The following is a 17,387-nucleotide window of genomic DNA, read 5'->3' as shown; positions in this document are numbered from 1 at the left end:
AAGTGCCAGTCAGCTTGTGGTGCTGGCTATTTCGTCGAGAGCTCGTTCTACGGCTTGCGCGATCTTGCTTGCCGGAGGGAGATGCTCGGCATCGGTCTGGATTCCGATCCAGAATTTGTCGTTGTAGGACGCTGCTGTGAAGCCGATTCGAACATTGCCCGCCAACGGGCCGAGCGGCCAGAGTTGGACGAGCGCTGCCCCGTCGAGCGTGAGCGGACCGCGTGGTCCGTGAACATTGGACACCACTGCACCGATCATGTGCTGTCGCTTCGCGAATTTGTCGAAGATGCCGGCTACACGCGGCGACCGAAATGTTGTTCCTGCCGCACGTGCGGACGGTTTTGCGGCCGCAGTTTGCTTCGCGACGATTGCGACGGCACGTTCCAGGTCTGTTTCTTGAAGTGGGAGGTCGATGATCATGAATCCGACGGCGTTGCGTGCGTCTCCGATTGCTGTGACTGCGACGGGGACCGATACGGCGATCGTTTTCGGAATGGACTCGCCACGATCTTCGAGGATGAATCGCAGTCCGGTGCCCGCTGCAACGAGGTAGGCATCGTTCAATGTGCCTCCCGCACTTTGCGCACCGCGCACGACCGGAGCGGTCCGGGTGCTGACGGAAGCGATGGATCTCGTGGTGCCGATTGTGCCGAGCAGTACCCGTGATCGGATCGGCCGATGTAGGAACGTCCCGATTCGAAATCGGAGGAGGTCCAGGGAACTGGCCTTCTGGGGGATGTGTGGCTCGGGGGAGTGGCCGGTTTTCGCCGTTGGTGGCGCCCCTGGGTCGGGTTTTTTCGAATCAGGCGAGGCGAACAAGCGCTCGAAAAGGTCGCTGGCCCTGGCGCCGTCGAGAACCGCATGATGCACTCGAATGACGATGCCGCACTGACCAGTTCGAGCTACAGGAATCAATGCGATGTGCCACAACGGTCGGGTGGTGTCAAGGGGTTGCATCACAAGTCGACCACAAACTGCTTCGAAGTCGGGTTCGGTGGGGCCGCGTTCCTCCAGTGAGACATGGAGGTCGACCTCTATGTTGCTTTCCGTCCACCACCATGACCCATTCCGCATAATCGGTCGTTGCCGCAACAACGGTTCCTGCGCGATCTGCGCGGCGAGTGTTCGGTGAAGATGCGCTAGATCCGGTCGACCGTCGCTGTCGACAAAGCCGCCCGGAGAGAGCAGACCGGCAATCGTGACAAGGTACGGCTGGACATCCACACCGAGCTGGAAGCTCGCAGCGTCGACGGGTGATATCGGCACGTCGGGTGTGGTGTCGACCATCTGCTGAGCCTAATCGAGGCGACACGGTGGACGACGCTGGTTTCGGCTAGCGGATCACCAAGTCACGGTCGGTGGCGCTGAGCGTGATCGCGGCAATGTGGTTTCCGCGCATCCAGTCCTGCACGAACGCGTTCAGAGCGGGGTTCGATGCCCGATCCGCGTACGCGTCCGACGGGATCTCGATTGCCCCGACGAGGTGGCGCGGATCGGCATCGAGGCCGGATGCGCGGGGAGTCATCCGTAGTCCGTCGGCGGTGTGCAGGACGACCGGAAGAACCGTGCCATCCGGTGCAGTCACGGTCGCGGTCCGGGTGGTGGCGACCGGGTCGAAATGGTCCACGTCCAGTCGGTATCCGGACGGTTGTGCGTACTGGCCGATCGCGTCCAGCATGCGCGGATCCACCACAGAGTACGGAAACCCGATGTCGATCAGAGTCTGACCGTCGATGGCGCCGTCGCGGGCGGGCAAGGTCGTGGACAAGTGCCAGGGGGCAGCGGGGGACAGGGTATCCGTCGACCGGTCTGTCGGCGCGTTTTCGATCAGTGTGCCGAGGAGGGACGCGCCAGTCGGCGTGAACTCCCAAGCATCCCCGACGAGATCCTTGTGCCAGAAACCGGATTCGGCGCCGCGGCGGCCCTCGACACGCAACTCCCGTCGGTTCGGGCCGGGGCCGAGTGAGTGCACACTGATCGCGGATGTGACTTCACCGGGAATCTTGGGCTGGTGCACCCAGTCCGGTGCCGGAAGTTGGATCGCGGCGGTGCTGCGGTCCAGTGTTTCGGCCACGAGGTTGGGTGCCGACGGCTTGTCCGACTGATCTTCCCAGCTGTAGCGGAAGAAGATCGAGTCCGATCCCGAAGAATCGAAATCAAATGTGCGGGTGTACATGTCGCCGTACGTGTTCATCACGAAAGTGGTTGATCCGGCCGCCGACAGCGAGTCCGCCTGGAATCGCCCGCCGAGCGGGCCGCCGATCTCGTAGCTGTCGTCGTTGGGCAGCCACGGGTCTGCGTAGGTTATTCGGCTGCCGTCCGCGGTCAGCGTGGGGATCATCGTCATCTTGGCGAGTCCGACGAAGTGAATCCGTCCTGCGATGTCGGTGAAAGTTTGATTATCCCAAGGCGACGAGACGCTCAGTGCCCACCCGTTCGGCCGGTCTCCCGGAAGTTGTCGGCCTGTGCCGCTCCACAGGGGCGCACCCCACGCGGAAGTCCAGTTCCACACGAGCGGGTCCTGGGAGGCGTTGTCCATCGTGTAAATCCAGCCGTTGTCGTCGACTGCGACGAGTTCGTCGTCGTCCAGTGATATCCCGACCAGTCGTCCACGTAGGCATTCGGGCATCGGTACGAAACGCCATGGCTCGGTCGTTGGTTCGCCGGGCGCCCGCGGACGAGTGAGTAAGTCGTGGTCGACCAGTATAAAGTCCCAGAATCGATTGAATTGGGTTGTTGGCGTGCGAATCTCGATGGAAGAGGGGGTGGCCGTGCCGTTGAACAACGGAAGGTTTTCCAACCCGACTCGTCCGCCTCCCGAGGGTGCGCCGGGTGGCAGTTGGGCGGTTCCGAATGGTACGCACCTGGCCGGCCCGGTTTCGGTCGGCGTGGCTGCGGAGAGGGGAGTGGACCACAGCAGGCCGGCGGCGAAGAGGATGCCGACGGTCGACAGTCGCGATCGGTACGGGTGCGAAACTCCACTCGCGGTCTCGTTCACCGTCCGATTGTCGCATGATCGGCACGTTGAATCTGCGGATTGTGAGGTTTGTCCATCTGTGTCCATTGCGGTACAGCCACACATTGGGAGGTGCTCGGAGCGCTCGAGAGATTGTCATGCACGCATGTTCGTAGGCTTCGACAGATCGCTGCACTCCACCGCGAAGAAGAGTCGATCTCGGCTCGAAGCGGTCTCGGTGCTTAACCAACTCCGGGCTTGGAGTGCGCGAAGAGATAGTGACAGGTGTTCTCCATAAGATACGACCCGTCATCGCGTCGAAATGGCGCAATCGATTCCGTGATCGTGTCGACGACCTCGGCCAACCCTGAGTAGTTGATCGCCTGCGCCGCTGGCCCCGTCGAGAGCAATCCGCGTAGGGCCGTGTCGATGTCGCTATACTCCCAAGGACATTCCACCACATAAGTTTTGGAGCGACTTAACCCGGCCCTGACCACGAGATCGCCGAGCGTTTCGATATCTGTCATGTCGAAATCGACCTGCGGGATCGACAGAGGAGGTGGCATCAGTCCACCGAGATCGACCAGGTAGGTGATGGAGTCGCACTCGTGCGGTGGACCCCACGCCGCGAGAGCCATAGCGCCGTCGGGGCGCATCACCCTGACCGCTTCTGCGATTGCGCGAATCGGATCACCTGCAAAGTGCAGGCTGTTGAAGGCCGTGACACTACTGAAAGAGCTATCAGGGAAGGGGAGATTTTCCATGTTGCCGACGCGGAAGTCCCCGCTCGGAGTGTTCTGTTGCGCGATTTCGACAAGTTCCGGACAAGCATCCACCCCGGTCACCCTGGCACCTCGCTCCCTGGCAAGGTGGCTGAAATTACCTTCGCCACAACCGATGTCCAGGATCGGATCGTCGGGTCGCAGTCTCAGTTGCTCGAGCACCGCTAGAGACGCTGGTCTGATCGTTTTTTGTTGGACTTCCGCCCAATCAGCCGCGCGGACACCCCACCAACCGTCGTTTGCTACTGCCTCACCCACAACTACCCCGCTCTGCCATACATTGAGAGGACAACGCCTGCCCGTCGGGTTCTATCCGCCGGCCACAGCGGTGTAGAAAGCGACCCGATCATCCGAGCACAGAGCCATGGTCGCCTCTGGTTCCTGGATGAGATTGTCGTTCAGGACAATACGGTGTGCTTGACGCAGTTTTCCTCGATTGTCAAGGAGGATTCGCTTGACCTCTGGCATTTGGGATGTCAGCTCTGCCAGTGCACTCTCGAGAGTGGTCGCGGGTATGGACACTGTGCGAGTCGAGGCCGCACGTTGCAGAATGCCGCTGAATTCGAATATCACTTTTGTTCTCCGTTCCCAGTGACTTGCTCAGGTCCGAGTTTCCTGTGGCAGTTGCCGATTGGAAGTCCGAGCGCGCGAGTTGTCATGCAACGTCTGCGCCCACCCGTGGCTCAGGAGAAGCCTGGCCGTGGTTGGCTGCGAACAGGTTTGGGATACCACCAGCGCGCGCCACCACCCCCGCGCCGAGGTTGACTTCCAAGATATCCTGTGTGCCGGCTGCCAGAGACAGACCAGCGAAATCACGCATGTATCTGCCGAGATGAGGCGATTCGTAAAACGCGAAGCCGCCGAGGATTCCGAGCGCGCGTTCGAGTACGAATCGGATTTGCTCGACGGCAAAGACTTTGGCGGCTGAGACCATCGGATCGAAAACCGGCTCGGTGTTGCCCTCTGAAACGCGGATCAGCGCTTGATAGAGCATGGCGCGGGCTGACTCGATTGCTATGTACATCCGACCCAGCGACGCCTGCACGTTCTTCAAGTCCGTAACCGGTTCTCCATAGCGAGTCGTTCCCGCTAATTGCACTGCGCACTCGTCCAGCACTGCTTGTGCTCGACCTAGGGGCGCACAGGCGATCCACAGCCGTTGATTTCCGAGGAACCGCTGGGCGTGTGTCAGCCCGTCGCTCGCTTCGAGAATTCGCTCGGTCGGAAGCATGACATTGTCAAAGGAGATGGAGGAAGCACCCGCTGTCTTCATTCCCATCGGAACAGCTGGGGTAACGGTGACACCTGGATCATCGCTTTGTACCAGGCACGCCAGCATATCTCCGGTTTGGTCCAGTGCGTAAGTCAAGAAATAGTCACTCATCTGGCCGCCGGTTATATACGACTTGTAGCCATTAAGTAGGTATCCGTCCTCCTTTTGGTGGAGCACAGTTCGAAATGAGAAGGCATCGGCATTCTCCGTGTATGCGATTCCGGCGCCGCAGTGGCCCTCGGCGACAGGACGCGCATACCTTTCGATCAAATCGTTGCGTCCTGACTCGCAAATGAGACGTGCGATATCGACTTGATGATTGATGATCAACGGAAGTGCAGAATCTTTGCAGAAGTAGCCGATTTGCTCCAGGACCATTCCCCAGGTCAACGCGTCGACACCCTCCCCGCCAACCTCGGGTGGCAGTGACAACGCCTGTAGTCCCGTCTGTCCGGTTGCAGCCATCAAATCTGCAGGTGGAGGCTTTCTCGCATCATCTCGCTCGACTATCGTGCTGCTGATCTCTGTCAGGAGAGTTCCCCAACGCCTCTGGACAAGTTCTGCGACTTCTGCACGGCGAGCGTCGACATCGATCACGGTTGCACTCCATTTTCCGTGGTTGTTTTCACGTATCGGAATCAATTGCAATCACCGTAAGCGTATATCTTGCATCTTGGGTGATCAATAGTTTGGACTTGATTTTCACCAGCTACCGACGGGCGAATTATTGGAAGTTGGTTCACTAAATCAAAGTATCGAAACGGTGACGCCATCGCGGTAGCTGTGGAAACATGAAGTCAGTAGGCGTCTAATAGTCATCCGCCATACAGGCGCAATAGCTGATCTCTGTGTCTTGCCGGGAGAGTTGCGTGGTATCGCAAACGATGTAGGGAGAACGGGCATGACTCTGCCGCATTCCTTGCCGCCGCTGGTCGAACCGGCCGCGACACTGACCACGGAGGAGATCGCGCGCTACAGTCGCCATCTCATCATCCCTGATCTTGGCGTTGAAGGTCAGCGCCGACTGAAGAATGCCAAGGTGTTGGTGGTCGGTGCCGGTGGTCTCGGTTCGCCGGCCTTGGTTTACCTCGCTGCAGCCGGCGTAGGTACGCTGGGAATTGTCGAGTTCGACGACGTCGATCTTTCGAATTTGCAGCGGCAGATCATCCACGGAGAATCCGACGTGGGTCGGCCCAAGGCCGAGAGTGCGAGAGATTCGATCGCCGAGATCAACTCCGGAATCGTCGTCAAATTACATACGTTTCGGCTGGAACCTGAGAACGCTGTGGAACTGTTCGCCGGTTACGACCTGATCGTCGACGGCACAGACAATTTCGCCACGCGGTACCTGGTCAACGACGCGGCGGTGCTGGCGCACAAACCGTACGTGTGGGGTTCGATTTATCGTTTCCAGGGGCAGGTTTCGGTTTTCTGGGAGGATGCGCCAGACGGCCGTGGTCTGAACTATCGTGACCTGTACCCGAAGCCGCCGCCGCCTGGAATGGTGCCGTCGTGTTCCGAAGGCGGAGTTCTTGGCGTCCTCTGTGCATCGATCGGTTCGATCATGGTGACGGAAGCTGTCAAACTCATCACAGGTATGGGTGACTCTTTGCTGGGCCGACTTGTGGTGTACGACGCTCTGGAACTGAGTTACCGGACAATTGCCTTGTGTCGCAACCCGAGCCGAGAGCCGATCACCGAACTCGTCGACTACGTACAGTTCTGTGGCACGGTGTCGGAGGAAACACAAAGCGCAGCAGTGGGATCCACGATAACCGTGCACGAACTCAAGAAGTTGATGGATGGTGGTGGGGACATCGAATTGATCGACGTCCGCGAGCCGGTCGAGTGGGACATCGTGCGGATCGAGGGAGCCACATTGATACCGAAGGATAGATTCCTGTCCGGTCAAGCTCTGGCCGACCTTCCGCAAAACCGTCCAATCGTGTTGCATTGCAAGACCGGCGTCCGGTCAGCTGAAGTTCTGGCGTTGCTCAAGAACGCAGGATTCTCGGATGCAATGCACTTGCAGGGAGGCGTTATCGCCTGGGCGCAGCAGATCGACACGACGCTCCCGACGTACTGAACATTTGTGGCTCGGACAGATCCGTGTGAAAGCTCGATGCTAAATCGAGTGGCCCGTGTCGAGGACCTGTGGCTACCATCGGGGTGTGGACATCGTGATGCCCCATGGGCGTGAGGGGGTTGTCGGCGTCGTCTTCGCCGGCAGCAGATAGCGCATTTCGGACCCGACAGCACTAGGTGCTGGTCGGGCCATGAGCTGTACCCACCTTCACCGATCCACGATTGGCATACACCCATGATCATTTTGACCGATACATCTGTTCGTTCCAGCCTCGTCAACGCGAGCCGTAAGGAGAAGACTGATCTCACGTTGCCGGATGGCTTCGACACCATCGACTTCGACGCTCTCGACTATCTGGGCTGGCGAGATCCCAAAATGGGCCGACGCGCCTACGCGATCGTCCCGACACTCGACGGGGAGATCATCGGAGTCTTGCTCGTTCAAGCGCAAGCCACTCCGCGGTCGCGTGCCCAGTGTTCCTGGTGCCGTGACACGCGCCTTCCCAACGAGGTCGTCTTCTACGGCGCCAAGTTGGCCGGGCCAGCTGGTCGACGCGGCAGCACAGTCGGAACACTGATCTGCCGAGACTTCCAGTGCTCGGCCAATGTTCGTAACGACCCCCCGCTCCCGTATGCCGGCTACGATGCCGCCGCTGCGCGCCGGGACCGGAAAGATGAACTGGTGCTGCGTGCTTCGAGTTTTGTCGAGCGAGTGGCTCGGCAGTAGCGAGGGCCATCCAATCGGGAGCGAGTCGCGTACTGTTGCGAAGTTCGACCCCCTTCCTGCCATAGGGAGGGGGTCGAACTGCCTGGACGGTGTCGATCCGAGGGGCACTCGGAGACGGTGCGACATCTGGCGTCGCACATGATTACTCGGTCAGGGCGTTGCTCGACGTAAAGTGACCCAGGCTCCGGCTATGCAGGCGATGGCCAGGGCCAATGGAAGTAGTGCCATCGGCACCACTCGGGAAGTATCGGCAAACCACGAACCGATCGCCGGCCACCAGTTGGCCCAGGTGATTACGATCGCTGACAGGCCGAGCACACCGAAGAGACCGGTGAGAGAGGCGAGCAGACCGGTGGTCCTCCATCGCTGGTAGATCGCACCTGTCAGCATTGCGATCGAACTGGTCAGCAGCAGCGTCGCGAACAGCGCGAGCAACTGAACGGCTGCGCTGTCGGTGAAATAGCGTGCGATGCCGAACATGCGCATGTGCACGCCCCAGCCGTTGGTGGCGGACTCCACCACTGACAGCAGTTGTAGGGCGATTGCGAAGATTGCGGACTGTGCCAACGCCATTATCGTGGTGGCAGTGAAGAACTCGCGGCGAGTCACGCTGAGTCCGAGTGCAAACGGGAACGTCTGGGTCATCGACTGGAGGTAGAACGCCAGCACGAAACCGTAAACGGAGAACACACTGCCGGTGAATCCCTCACCCTCATCGTTCCGGACGATCGCGTAGATGGTGAAGCTGACGAGGAAAGAGATCAAAAGGATGCCCACCGGCCAGGCGATCAGCAACGGCCACGCGACCGTGTGCAGTTGGAGGACGGAACCGATCCTGGACCGGGTGGGCGCCTTCGGGACCGTCCGTGGCGCTGTCGTTGCGATGCTCATGCGGTGATCTCCTTGCGCTGCGTCGAAGTCGCGATGACAAGTTCCTGCAAAGATGCCGGTTCCACTTGGACTCCGGCCTCCCGCAGTCGGATTCGCTCGGTCTCGGTCACATCGGCCTGCAACATGATTCGGCTGTGGGAGCCTAGTGTCTCCCGGCGCAGGACCCTGCCGGACGCGGCAACAGCATCCACCGCATCAAGGGGGCCGGATACCACTACGGCGGGACCTCGCAGTGCGTCTGCGTCCTCGTCGACGACAATCCGGCCGCTGTCTACGACGATCACGTGCTCGAGCAGATTGGCTACCTCGTCGATAAGGTGAGTCGAAAGCACTACAGTGCGAGGATGTTCGGCATAATCTGCAAGCAGGCGATCGTAGAAGAGTTGGCGTGCAACGGCATCGAGGCCGAGATACGGCTCGTCGAAGAGCGTGAGCGGTGCACGGGAGGCAAGTCCGATGATCACTCCCAACGCTGACCGCATGCCGCGCGAGAGCTTCTTCACCTTGCGGCACAGTGGAAGTTGGAAATCGTCGAGCAGTGTCTCGGCGAACGCGTGGTCCCAATTCGGGAGCAGATGGCCGGCGGCGACGAGTACATGCTTGACCTTGAGGTCCTCGGGGTACGTCTGGCTTTCCTTGACGAAGCACACGTTCGCCAGGACGTCGGCATTTTCGAAAGGGGCAGCGCCGAATACCTCGACGTCGCCGCTGGTGTGCAGGTCCTGTCCGGTCAGTATCTGCATGATCGTGGTCTTGCCTGCGCCGTTACGTCCGAGCAGGCCGTAGATTTTGTTCTGGCCGATCTCGAACGAGACGTCCGAGAGCGCATCGACGTCCCCGTAGCTTCTGTTCACTGCTCGCATCGAGGCGACGAGTTCAGTTTCGTCGAAACGCCTGACGTGCGACTTGGTCGTTGTCGTGCTTGAGTTCATCGGTCCGCCTTCCTGTCGTCCAGCATGGATTTGAGTTCGTCGAGGGAAATCTGAAGGCGGTCGGCCTCCATGACCAACGGCTCGATGTATTGGCGCGCGAACGCTTCTCGTCGTCTGAACCTGAGTGCGTCGCGGGCGCCGACGGTGACGAACATTCCGATTCCCCGTTTCTTGTAGAGGAGCCCCTCGCCTACGAGTTGATTGAGGCCCTTGGCTGCCGTCGCCGGATTGATTCGGTGGAACGCCGCCAGTTCGTTGGTTGAGGGCACCTGCCCGTCTTCCGGCAGTGAGCCGTCGATGATCGAGCCTTCGATCTGCTCGGCGATCTGCTGGAACAGTGGTCGTCCGTCGTCGATCACGATGATCGACGCCCGGTGTTCACTGGTTCATTACTCATGTAATGAACCATAGAACGTCGTGGGGCATGTTGGCAATGAGATCGCGGAATCTGGCACCGATGCCTTGGGTCTCCGAGCGCTACCCATCGGGATATTCATCGCAGAGGCTGATGGAACAGCTTGGATGCAGACCAGCTACGACTTCCAGATCCCGGGGGCGCTGCGCACAGGCATTGAGCTTCTGCGGAACCGTGGAACCGCCGATCTAGGTGGTCGACCACGGGACGGGGTTGACCGAAACACCCGTCAGCATCGGCAATTCGCCACCCAACGTGAACAGACGAAACCCGCGGCCTCGGCTTCGGGGCGTAACCCGGAGTCGTAGAACAGAAGCCGGACCGCACGCCGCGGTCGGGCTGTTTTTCGTCAACCCAAAGACGGAATCGCATCCACCGCAAGTAGGGACTTAGCGCCTCGTTTTGGTGTTTCTGTACTGATTCGCGATCCCGATACGTACGCTTCCGGCCAGGGAATCGGACACTCGACCAACAGGGGTATCAATGCCGAATGTGACAGTGAAGTTCGGGGGTTCAGACCCGGAAACAGCAGACCTCGCACGCCGGGCACTGCAACCAGTACTCGACAGCATCTACCGCACATACCGCAGGAAACCGCTCCCATTCGTCGAAGCCGCACTGAAACGCGCAGGCCGAGGGAGCTTCTCACAAGCAGGAATTGAGCGATTCGCCAATTACATTTCAAGAGGCGACCGACCGATTCTCACCAAATAGTGCGGCCGCCCGTGATCAGGCCGAAGACCGAAGCGCTTCCACCGGCTACCTGGTCGACGACTTAAAGTGGTCTGTGCCAACTAGGTTCTGTGCCAACTAGGTACAGGTCCATCGTGGTCAACATCGGAGACAGCTCCCGCTCGCGTCCGAGATCGGTAGCTGCCTCACCGTGGCATGGGACCTGTCAAACACAATCTCCCCTTCCCGGACAGGTAGGGGAGATTGTGTTTGTGACCACCGCACGATCCACGCATCTGCTGATATGCAGGTTTCAGGCAGAGCTGAAACTGTCATTCACATGCGGTCGGCCGATCTTCCTACAAGTCGGGGGCGGTTAGTGGCCCTGCGCCTTCTAATGAGAAGGGGATCGTGGAACCGTTCGCCATCGCCACGATCACGTTGACGATAGCAAAGAGAACGCTATTCATTTCAAATTCACCTCCTCTCTCCGCCTAGAACCCGGCAGCATTCGCTACTGCATACAGGGCAGAGGCCATGCTATCGAAATTGGGACCTGCAATGTAAGCGGGCGAGCCTGGACCGAATGAGGTGACTGTCCTGATATCCGAGGCCGTTCGAGGAGTTTTAGTCCACCAACCAAGGTCCACCAAAATTGCCTCCACCTAAGTTGCCCGGTTTGGGAGTTGCGTGAGAAGCCGTAGCTCCGAACGTCATAACCAGGGAAGACGCTGCAATGCTTGCGAGTAATAAGGTTTCGACTCTGGACACCTACGGCCTTCTATCGAATTGGGGCCAACCTGCCGGTTTTTTAAGATCTTCGGGAAGGTAGCGTGGCGCTAATGTGACAGTCCTCCAAACTGGGGTATTTCTTCGAGATTTATCCGGCTCTTCCGGATCCGGAGTGTATGAGTCGATCCACGGATGATCCGAGCATGCACAAGATGTAGGTTGGTGAGGGTTTTTAATGTGCAGACCGATGGTCGTGCATTGGGGCTTACGGTTAGGGCTGTCCGGTACTGAGGAAGAATACGTACTTGATGCTTTTCGAAGGTGATTTTTGACGGACTTGGGTATTTTCACAGTTGTGATTGTGAGAAGACCTGCATTCTTGCGTGAGTTGTGGTCCCCGGTGTCCGGGTGCGCTACGGCAGATCGGTTTTAAAAACTGATAAGCGCGCGGTGCCCGAGCAGAGACAGTTTCCAACCCCATCGGTTGGTAGTCGCGCTCGAATCACTGATGGACGGCAAACGAACCGAGGTACCGGCGACCATCGGCTTCGAGGTCGACAGCACTCTCCTGACAGTGCGCGCAATGGACACCGATTTAGGCCGGGGCACGACCAGTCGGACGGCATCGATGAACTGCAGAATTCCGAGATCCGGTCCTCTAGCACCCCCATTTGCGTTGGATACTCGTTAACTGATCACTGAATGGAGGAGGTTGTGTACCTGCCGTGTACCTGTCACAGGATTTGGGACCCAAACAAGCGAAGTTCGTCTGCCCCAAAAAGGACTCTGAACTGCGGAGAATCTGTGGAGCCGATGACGGGAATCGAACCCGCGTATTCAGCTTGGGAAGTCGGCCTGACCCGGTTTCACTAGTCCGCGCACGTTTGCGATCATGCCGTCGAAGTGCGGATATGGTCCGTTGCAGTACGTAGTGATCCGGGCCGAATTCAACCCTTTAGTGACATCGCTGTGACATCGCCAAGGAGAGGGGTACTCAGAAGTGAGTACCACTGGGCGGGCGGAAGGCTGCGTGCCCACTTCCCAGTGCCAGGAAGTGGCCGGCCGATGGGGCATGTCAGACACACCCCAGTTTCCTGGCGCCCAACGGGCAGACACCTGATCGGTGTTCAACACCGATCAGGTCGAGGGTAGTTATCTGATTACGACCCTTTTTCGTGGCTCCAGGAAAAAGGGTGTCCAGTGCGTGTACACCCTTTCCATGCGGCCGCCTAAGAAGGTCCCCGGGGCCGGTAATCTTTTACGGGATCCCGTATCGCTTCCCGGGGTTGGGAAGCGTTGGCGAGGGTTCATCGGCGGTCACCGAAAAAATTTCGCGACGCGGCGAAAGTCTTCCGAGAGCCCGAAACTTTGCGGGATCGGGCAAAGTTTCGGGCCGGGAGAATTTCCCGGCGCCGGGAAGTTTCCCGAGGAGGCTCGGAAAAGGGTGTAAGTAGTACGGACACCCTTGCATCTGGTGTCCGCCCGATAGACGGCTGCCCTCATTGCTGATGAGGGCAGGTCGCGGATGGGGTCTGTCTGGCATACCCCATTCTCAGGCTGAGCGTAGTTGAAATACGGTCCGGTATCTGTTGATCACTGAAGTACGGAGCCGATTACCTGGAAAACGATTCCCAATCCGACGCAGACGACGCCCCACCATGCCAATGTCGCGTCTTTCTCAGCCTGTTTGCGCCTGTCGATCTGCAGTTGGGACAAACGATCATCGAGCTCCCACTTTGTTCGGATGCCGAGGTCAACGATTCGAGCGTCCATATCAGAGACCCTGCTTTCGAGACCATTGACGACTCGGTTCAGCCGGTCAATATCGGTTTCCCCCGCGACGATGACCTTCGCATGGTCCGTGCCGTGTCCATACGCACGCGCTGCCACAACATGCACCTCCGCGGATCGCGTGCCACGGAGGCGTCGATATCCGTCGGCCACTGTTTGGATCAAGGTGCGGCGGATGCCTATCACGCCCATGATCTGGGACAGAGTGAAGGCGAGGGCGAGAAATTGGAGACCCGAGCCGATGATTACAAGCGTCAATCCCATTGGCAATTCATACCAGTCGTACAACCCTGCGTCGTTTCGCGTACCTGATGGGTGTCTAACAATGATCAGGTCTGGGGTCGGCAGTATCGACACCAGCCAGAGCGCCGGACCTGATCAGTGTTGAACACCGATGATCATCCGCTGTGAGTCTGGCTCACACCAGCTCGGCAGACGACGACCTGGGGTCAGTAGTACTTACCTCAGGTGCGCCAACCGTGACGAATACCGTCACAGTTGGTTCAGAAATGCCGATTTATCGGGCTTTATCGCGCTGTATCGGAGAAATCCAATGCTTGTCGATACCGTCCCGGTGGGCGCTGAATACGGACGGCGTTTCGAGTCTGGGAGTCATCAGTGAGCTCCAGACTTGCTGTTCAACCGTGGTCAAATGACCACGGTTGAACGCGCTGGCACCGGGTCTGTACGCGCGTCACTGCCGTGTCGGTATCCTGCCGCCTATGGCTCATTACAACATCGACGGTCCCTATGAGTACGTTCGGGAGGGTGTTCGCGAGCGCGCCAATGACCTCGCAAAGAAGGGTCCAGGGTACGAGGGAGTCGTCAGGGTGAACCTTGGCATTCTGCGTGAGCACACAACTGCCAGTGAGGAGCGAGACGTCCCGTGCGTCGCGTGCGCGGAGCTCTGGCCTTGTTCGCAGATCCGAAGCGCGCTCGCCTGAACGTCACCCCAATGACGATGAGAACAGCAATCATATTTCTGCTAGGACGTAGGCGTTGGCTGCTCTCGGACTGTTTTTCGCAAACCAGGCGTGCCGCCGATAACGCCCACGATGACGAACATCGCAGCCGGTAGAGCGAACATCCAGGTCCATCCTCCATCGTTGTAAACAATTGGCATGGCGAAGAGTGCACCCACGATTACGAAGAACATTCCGGCAATAAACTTGCCGAAGTCTCTACGAGCATTGGATTCATACTGACATAAGGCTGTGATTCTATTGTTTATATGGTCATTCAGAGCAGCGCGTCCCAGGTTTCCCTCGGGAAGCAATTGCATCAACTCGGCATCCGTTCGAAGATTTGTTCTCACATCGCGCGAGGTTTGACGGTTAGTGAAATAAGCGATCACTCCAGCAGCTAAACCGCCGATCAGGGCTGTGAATACTGGGATCCATGTCGCAAAATCCATGACGTTACTCTCCAATTCTGCACTGTGATCGGCAATATGGTCTTGATTGTATTGAACGAAGCGTCTGGGAAAAGGTACTCATCCAGACTTGTAGTGGCTACTTACTCGCCCCAAGGCTTTATTCAGCGAACCTGTATCGGGCGCTCCGTCGATGCGGCCGAGTTAATTGAACTCGAAGGTAGGTCGAGATGGGGCTGAATCGACAGGAAATCAACCTTTGCCAGCAAAGGCGATTGGGGAATTTTCACTGCAATCACCGACGTAGATCTACCGGGCGAGGGGGAATCCACAGCCCCCGGCCTTTCGCTCGCATGTCACCGAGCAGATCAAACGCCTCATGTTCGTCGACGTAGCAGTTTGCCACGCCTTCGCTCATGAGATGCCATGATTCCCACGTCAGGATGCCATTTGCCTTCGCGAATTCGAGCGCATCCCGATCGTCAGTGATCCATCTCGATCCAGCGTACTGATCTCGGTTCAAAATGAGGAAGCACGTTTCCGCCTCACCGAGGTGCTGGAGTGGGTTCGCATCAGTGCCGCCGAACACTGCTCGTCTCAAGTGCGAAACCCGCTCGATGTCCGACACTTCTTCGATGGCGATGGAATCGCCCATGAATGAGAGCCCAGAGCCGCCAAGTGCCGGCAGATATCTACTCGACTGCTGTGCCTCGTATTCCACTGCTTCTGTCCATCGGCCACGGGTGTCAAGGATCTTCTCAAGGAGTTCGAGTTGCCCAACGGCACCGAAGTTGCATAGCACCGTGTTGTCCGGAAACCAACACTGACTCACGCGAGGACAGTGACTTTCTCGTTGTCCATCTCCATGTCGAGCTCACTTCTCTCCGCTTCGAGAGCGGAGCGAAGCTCCTTTGTGTCGACACCAACTAGATTCGCAAACGGCCTGAGTGTGGTCCGCCCGTCCAAGTAGGCCCGACCTGCGTCTTCGACAAGTTTCCTCGGAAGCCTGGGTGTCAAACTATTCTTGATCCAGGAGGAAAACTCGGCGGTTTGTCCGGCGATGACTGCGGCCTCCATCGCGGTCAGCTGGGACAAATTTCGGCGCTTTTGACCATCGATCAATTTGAGATTGAACAATCGCCACGCCAGTGTCGTGGGTGTCACGAACATCTCGCATGACAGCGCAGCAAACTGGTCCTTATCCACCGATTCGTTAGCGAGCTTCTCCCTAATGACCTTTTCCGGCATGAGGAAACAAGCGGCGAAAGTATTGGCCCGAATCTCGGAGGAGTCACGCTCGCCCCCCACCTTGTCCAAGGTCAGCTTCTGATTGTCCTCGGCCAGTAGGTGCGCAAGCTCATGTGCAAGTGTGAAGCGTCGTCGACCTGGAACGCTCGAGGTTCCAATAACTATCAGACGGCATGAACCGTCCCTCCATGTCAAACCTTCAAACTTGGAGCCTGCCGGGACAACTGCGATATCTACGCCGAACCAATCCTCGACGATGTCGATTAGGTTCCGATCGCTGGTGTGGTCAATGTTCTTCGATCTGAGGTATGAGACAGCGTCCGCTGCCAGCTTCTCACCATCGGTGATATAGCTCCTGCCTCGGCTCTCAGACTGAAACGCGCATTCCGATTGCGGGTAGCCCAGTCGTTTCAGGTCAGCGCGAACTTTCGCCCACTCTGTCGCCTTCTCGATTGCGACCTGGGTTTCTTCCTCGGAGGTAACGCCGCCGGAATCGTGGCGAGCCGCCAGTGCAGGCGATTCGTCATCACGACCGAGGATCCAATCGACAGTTGTGTTGGTGAACTGGGCAATCCTGGCCAAATTGACAGACGTGAACCTGCGATCGCCGGACAAAGACTTTGAGAGTTTCGGGCCGTCCAAGCCGACCCGACTTGCAAAGTCAGCATCTGACAGATTGCTCCGTGCAATCAGTTCACGCACGCGTGCGGACACATCATTGGAGAGCATGTAGTCACGATAGGTTGTACTTGCGATTTTCGCAATGACTTTCTAGGGATCGATGCACGCCCGGCCCGAGCTCCGACACGCCGGGAGGTTAGCTGTCCCGAGTGCGGCGCGAGTGGTGGTGACCTGGTCGTCAGTGCCTTCGCTGCGAAGCTAAGGAGTAAACGCTGATACGAGACGAGCGTATCCGCGGGGTGAGTCCGGACGCTTGTCGTCATACTTGACGTGCCGCGACTAGCGCCGCGCAAGAAGCCTTGCATACTCGGTGCCGGTGCGAGGGCCGACAGACTTTGCGCGTGCCATCACGACTTCTTAGCTTGCCAGCGCTGCCGATTCCACCGTGAGTCGGCGGCCTTCTGGTGTTGGCGGGATTTCGCCGACAGTTGGGATCCGCCGGCCGCTGCATCCTCGGGGAGCTGCAGCTGCGCGAGGAGCTTCGCCAGGGCGGAGCGGGCAAGTCGGACTTCGGTCACTGCGGGGTGCAGTCTGGTCTGTCCGGTCGAGCCTGTGGCGGTCAATCCGTCTTCGGTGATGGTCTGATCGAGTTTCTCGATGGTGTCCGCCTGGGACTCGATCAGGGCCAGTAATGCCACTTCTCGGCTGTCCCATTCCCACTTTTCGCCGTCTTTCGAGGCCTCTCTGAGGGTCTTGTCGAGCTCCCTGCGGAGCTTGCGACCTGCCGAAACAGGCTTTCTGGGTGTCATTATGTCCTCCAAAAAACGGATTGTTCGTAATGCGCGGGAAGGGACCTGCTATGCCAACCGTGGGCCCGTGGGGGTGGGGGT

General features: G+C 58.5%; 15 protein-coding genes. 2 read left to right on the top strand and 13 right to left on the bottom strand.

Going from position 1 to position 17,387, the window contains the following annotated elements:
• Window positions 1–9 precede the first annotated feature (9 nt).
• The 5 genes from ABX74_RS27130 to ABX74_RS27110 all read right to left on the bottom strand — a co-directional run bounded on the left by ABX74_RS27130 (window position 10) and on the right by ABX74_RS27110 (window position 5,608).
• Entirely contained in the window at window positions 10–1,287 is a 1,278-nt protein-coding gene (locus ABX74_RS27130) for a wax ester/triacylglycerol synthase domain-containing protein (protein ID WP_029254671.1), read from the bottom strand.
• 46 nt (window positions 1,288–1,333) lie between these two features.
• On the bottom strand, window positions 1,334–2,998 hold the full coding sequence (locus ABX74_RS27125) for a hypothetical protein (protein ID WP_223258026.1): 1,665 nt from the start codon (window positions 2,996–2,998) through the stop codon (window positions 1,334–1,336).
• A 200-nt stretch (window positions 2,999–3,198) separates the two neighbouring features.
• On the bottom strand, window positions 3,199–3,900 hold the full coding sequence (locus tag ABX74_RS29745) for a class I SAM-dependent methyltransferase (RefSeq protein WP_053062088.1): 702 nt from the start codon (window positions 3,898–3,900) through the stop codon (window positions 3,199–3,201).
• A 147-nt stretch (window positions 3,901–4,047) separates the two neighbouring features.
• Window positions 4,048–4,260: a MoaD/ThiS family protein gene (locus ABX74_RS30985; protein ID WP_223258025.1), complete on the bottom strand. Its 213-nt coding sequence runs from the start codon at window positions 4,258–4,260 to the stop codon at window positions 4,048–4,050.
• A 133-nt stretch (window positions 4,261–4,393) separates the two neighbouring features.
• Window positions 4,394–5,608 (bottom strand): acyl-CoA dehydrogenase family protein, encoded by a 1,215-nt coding sequence (locus ABX74_RS27110; RefSeq protein ID WP_189637356.1) that lies wholly within the window; start codon window positions 5,606–5,608, stop codon window positions 4,394–4,396.
• Window positions 5,609–5,912: 304 nt separating this feature from the next.
• Here ABX74_RS27110 and moeZ point away from each other — a divergent pair, with 304 nt between their 5' ends.
• Both moeZ and ABX74_RS27100 read left to right on the top strand, forming a co-directional pair.
• Window positions 5,913–7,097 (top strand): adenylyltransferase/sulfurtransferase MoeZ, encoded by a 1,185-nt coding sequence (gene moeZ / locus ABX74_RS27105; protein WP_047890131.1) that lies wholly within the window; start codon window positions 5,913–5,915, stop codon window positions 7,095–7,097.
• Window positions 7,098–7,331: 234 nt separating this feature from the next.
• Entirely contained in the window at window positions 7,332–7,823 is a 492-nt protein-coding gene (locus ABX74_RS27100; protein ID WP_047890130.1) for an FBP domain-containing protein, read from the top strand.
• A 150-nt stretch (window positions 7,824–7,973) separates the two neighbouring features.
• Here the strand turns inward: ABX74_RS27100 and ABX74_RS27095 are convergent, their stop codons facing one another.
• The 8 genes from ABX74_RS27095 to ABX74_RS27050 all read right to left on the bottom strand — a co-directional run bounded on the left by ABX74_RS27095 (window position 7,974) and on the right by ABX74_RS27050 (window position 17,306).
• The gene (locus ABX74_RS27095; protein ID WP_047890129.1) at window positions 7,974–8,714 is read right to left on the bottom strand and encodes a hypothetical protein; all 741 of its coding nucleotides are present in this window, start codon (window positions 8,712–8,714) and stop codon (window positions 7,974–7,976) included.
• Window positions 8,711–9,646 (bottom strand): ABC transporter ATP-binding protein, encoded by a 936-nt coding sequence (locus ABX74_RS27090; protein WP_047890128.1) that lies wholly within the window; start codon window positions 9,644–9,646, stop codon window positions 8,711–8,713. Before ABX74_RS27090 ends, ABX74_RS27095 begins: the two co-directional genes overlap by 4 nt.
• Window positions 9,643–10,005 (bottom strand): GntR family transcriptional regulator, encoded by a 363-nt coding sequence (locus ABX74_RS27085; protein WP_019747490.1) that lies wholly within the window; start codon window positions 10,003–10,005, stop codon window positions 9,643–9,645. Before ABX74_RS27085 ends, ABX74_RS27090 begins: the two co-directional genes overlap by 4 nt.
• Window positions 10,006–13,058: 3,053 nt before the next feature.
• A complete protein-coding gene (locus tag ABX74_RS27075; protein WP_189637355.1) occupies window positions 13,059–13,544 on the bottom strand; it encodes a hypothetical protein in 486 nt (161 codons plus the stop codon).
• 697 nt (window positions 13,545–14,241) lie between these two features.
• Window positions 14,242–14,670: a hypothetical protein gene (locus tag ABX74_RS27065; protein ID WP_144419600.1), complete on the bottom strand. Its 429-nt coding sequence runs from the start codon at window positions 14,668–14,670 to the stop codon at window positions 14,242–14,244.
• A gap of 253 nt (window positions 14,671–14,923) precedes the next feature.
• Entirely contained in the window at window positions 14,924–15,283 is a 360-nt protein-coding gene (locus ABX74_RS27060) for a hypothetical protein (RefSeq protein ID WP_223258024.1), read from the bottom strand.
• A 173-nt stretch (window positions 15,284–15,456) separates the two neighbouring features.
• Window positions 15,457–16,605, bottom strand: coding sequence for a helix-turn-helix domain-containing protein (locus tag ABX74_RS27055; RefSeq protein ID WP_053062086.1), 1,149 nt, complete (start codon window positions 16,603–16,605; stop codon window positions 15,457–15,459).
• A gap of 299 nt (window positions 16,606–16,904) precedes the next feature.
• On the bottom strand, window positions 16,905–17,306 hold the full coding sequence (locus tag ABX74_RS27050) for a hypothetical protein (protein WP_053062085.1): 402 nt from the start codon (window positions 17,304–17,306) through the stop codon (window positions 16,905–16,907).
• Window positions 17,307–17,387 lie beyond the last annotated feature (81 nt).

The organism is Rhodococcus sp. ARP2, from assembly GCF_001029585.1.
Lineage (GTDB): Bacteria > Actinomycetota > Actinomycetes > Mycobacteriales > Mycobacteriaceae > Rhodococcus_F > Rhodococcus_F erythropolis.
Note: the sequence above shows the minus strand (reverse complement) of the source record. Positions and strands in the feature narration are given on the sequence as shown.

What these genes read in the sequence shown, in the direction of transcription:
- ABX74_RS27130 (WP_029254671.1), bottom strand. Translation starts at nt 1,287, where the DNA reads ATGGTCGACACCACACCCGACGTGCCGATATCACCCGTCGACGCTGCG.
- moeZ (WP_047890131.1), top strand. Translation starts at nt 5,913, where the DNA reads ATGACTCTGCCGCATTCCTTGCCGCCGCTGGTCGAACCGGCCGCGACA.
- ABX74_RS27100 (WP_047890130.1), top strand. Translation starts at nt 7,332, where the DNA reads ATGATCATTTTGACCGATACATCTGTTCGTTCCAGCCTCGTCAACGCG.
- ABX74_RS27095 (WP_047890129.1), bottom strand. Translation starts at nt 8,714, where the DNA reads ATGAGCATCGCAACGACAGCGCCACGGACGGTCCCGAAGGCGCCCACC.
- ABX74_RS27090 (WP_047890128.1), bottom strand. Translation starts at nt 9,646, where the DNA reads ATGAACTCAAGCACGACAACGACCAAGTCGCACGTCAGGCGTTTCGAC.
- ABX74_RS27065 (WP_144419600.1), bottom strand. Translation starts at nt 14,670, where the DNA reads ATGGATTTTGCGACATGGATCCCAGTATTCACAGCCCTGATCGGCGGT.
- ABX74_RS27060 (WP_223258024.1), bottom strand. Translation starts at nt 15,283, where the DNA reads ATGGGCGATTCCATCGCCATCGAAGAAGTGTCGGACATCGAGCGGGTT.
- ABX74_RS27055 (WP_053062086.1), bottom strand. Translation starts at nt 16,605, where the DNA reads ATGCTCTCCAATGATGTGTCCGCACGCGTGCGTGAACTGATTGCACGG.
- ABX74_RS27050 (WP_053062085.1), bottom strand. Translation starts at nt 17,306, where the DNA reads ATGACACCCAGAAAGCCTGTTTCGGCAGGTCGCAAGCTCCGCAGGGAG.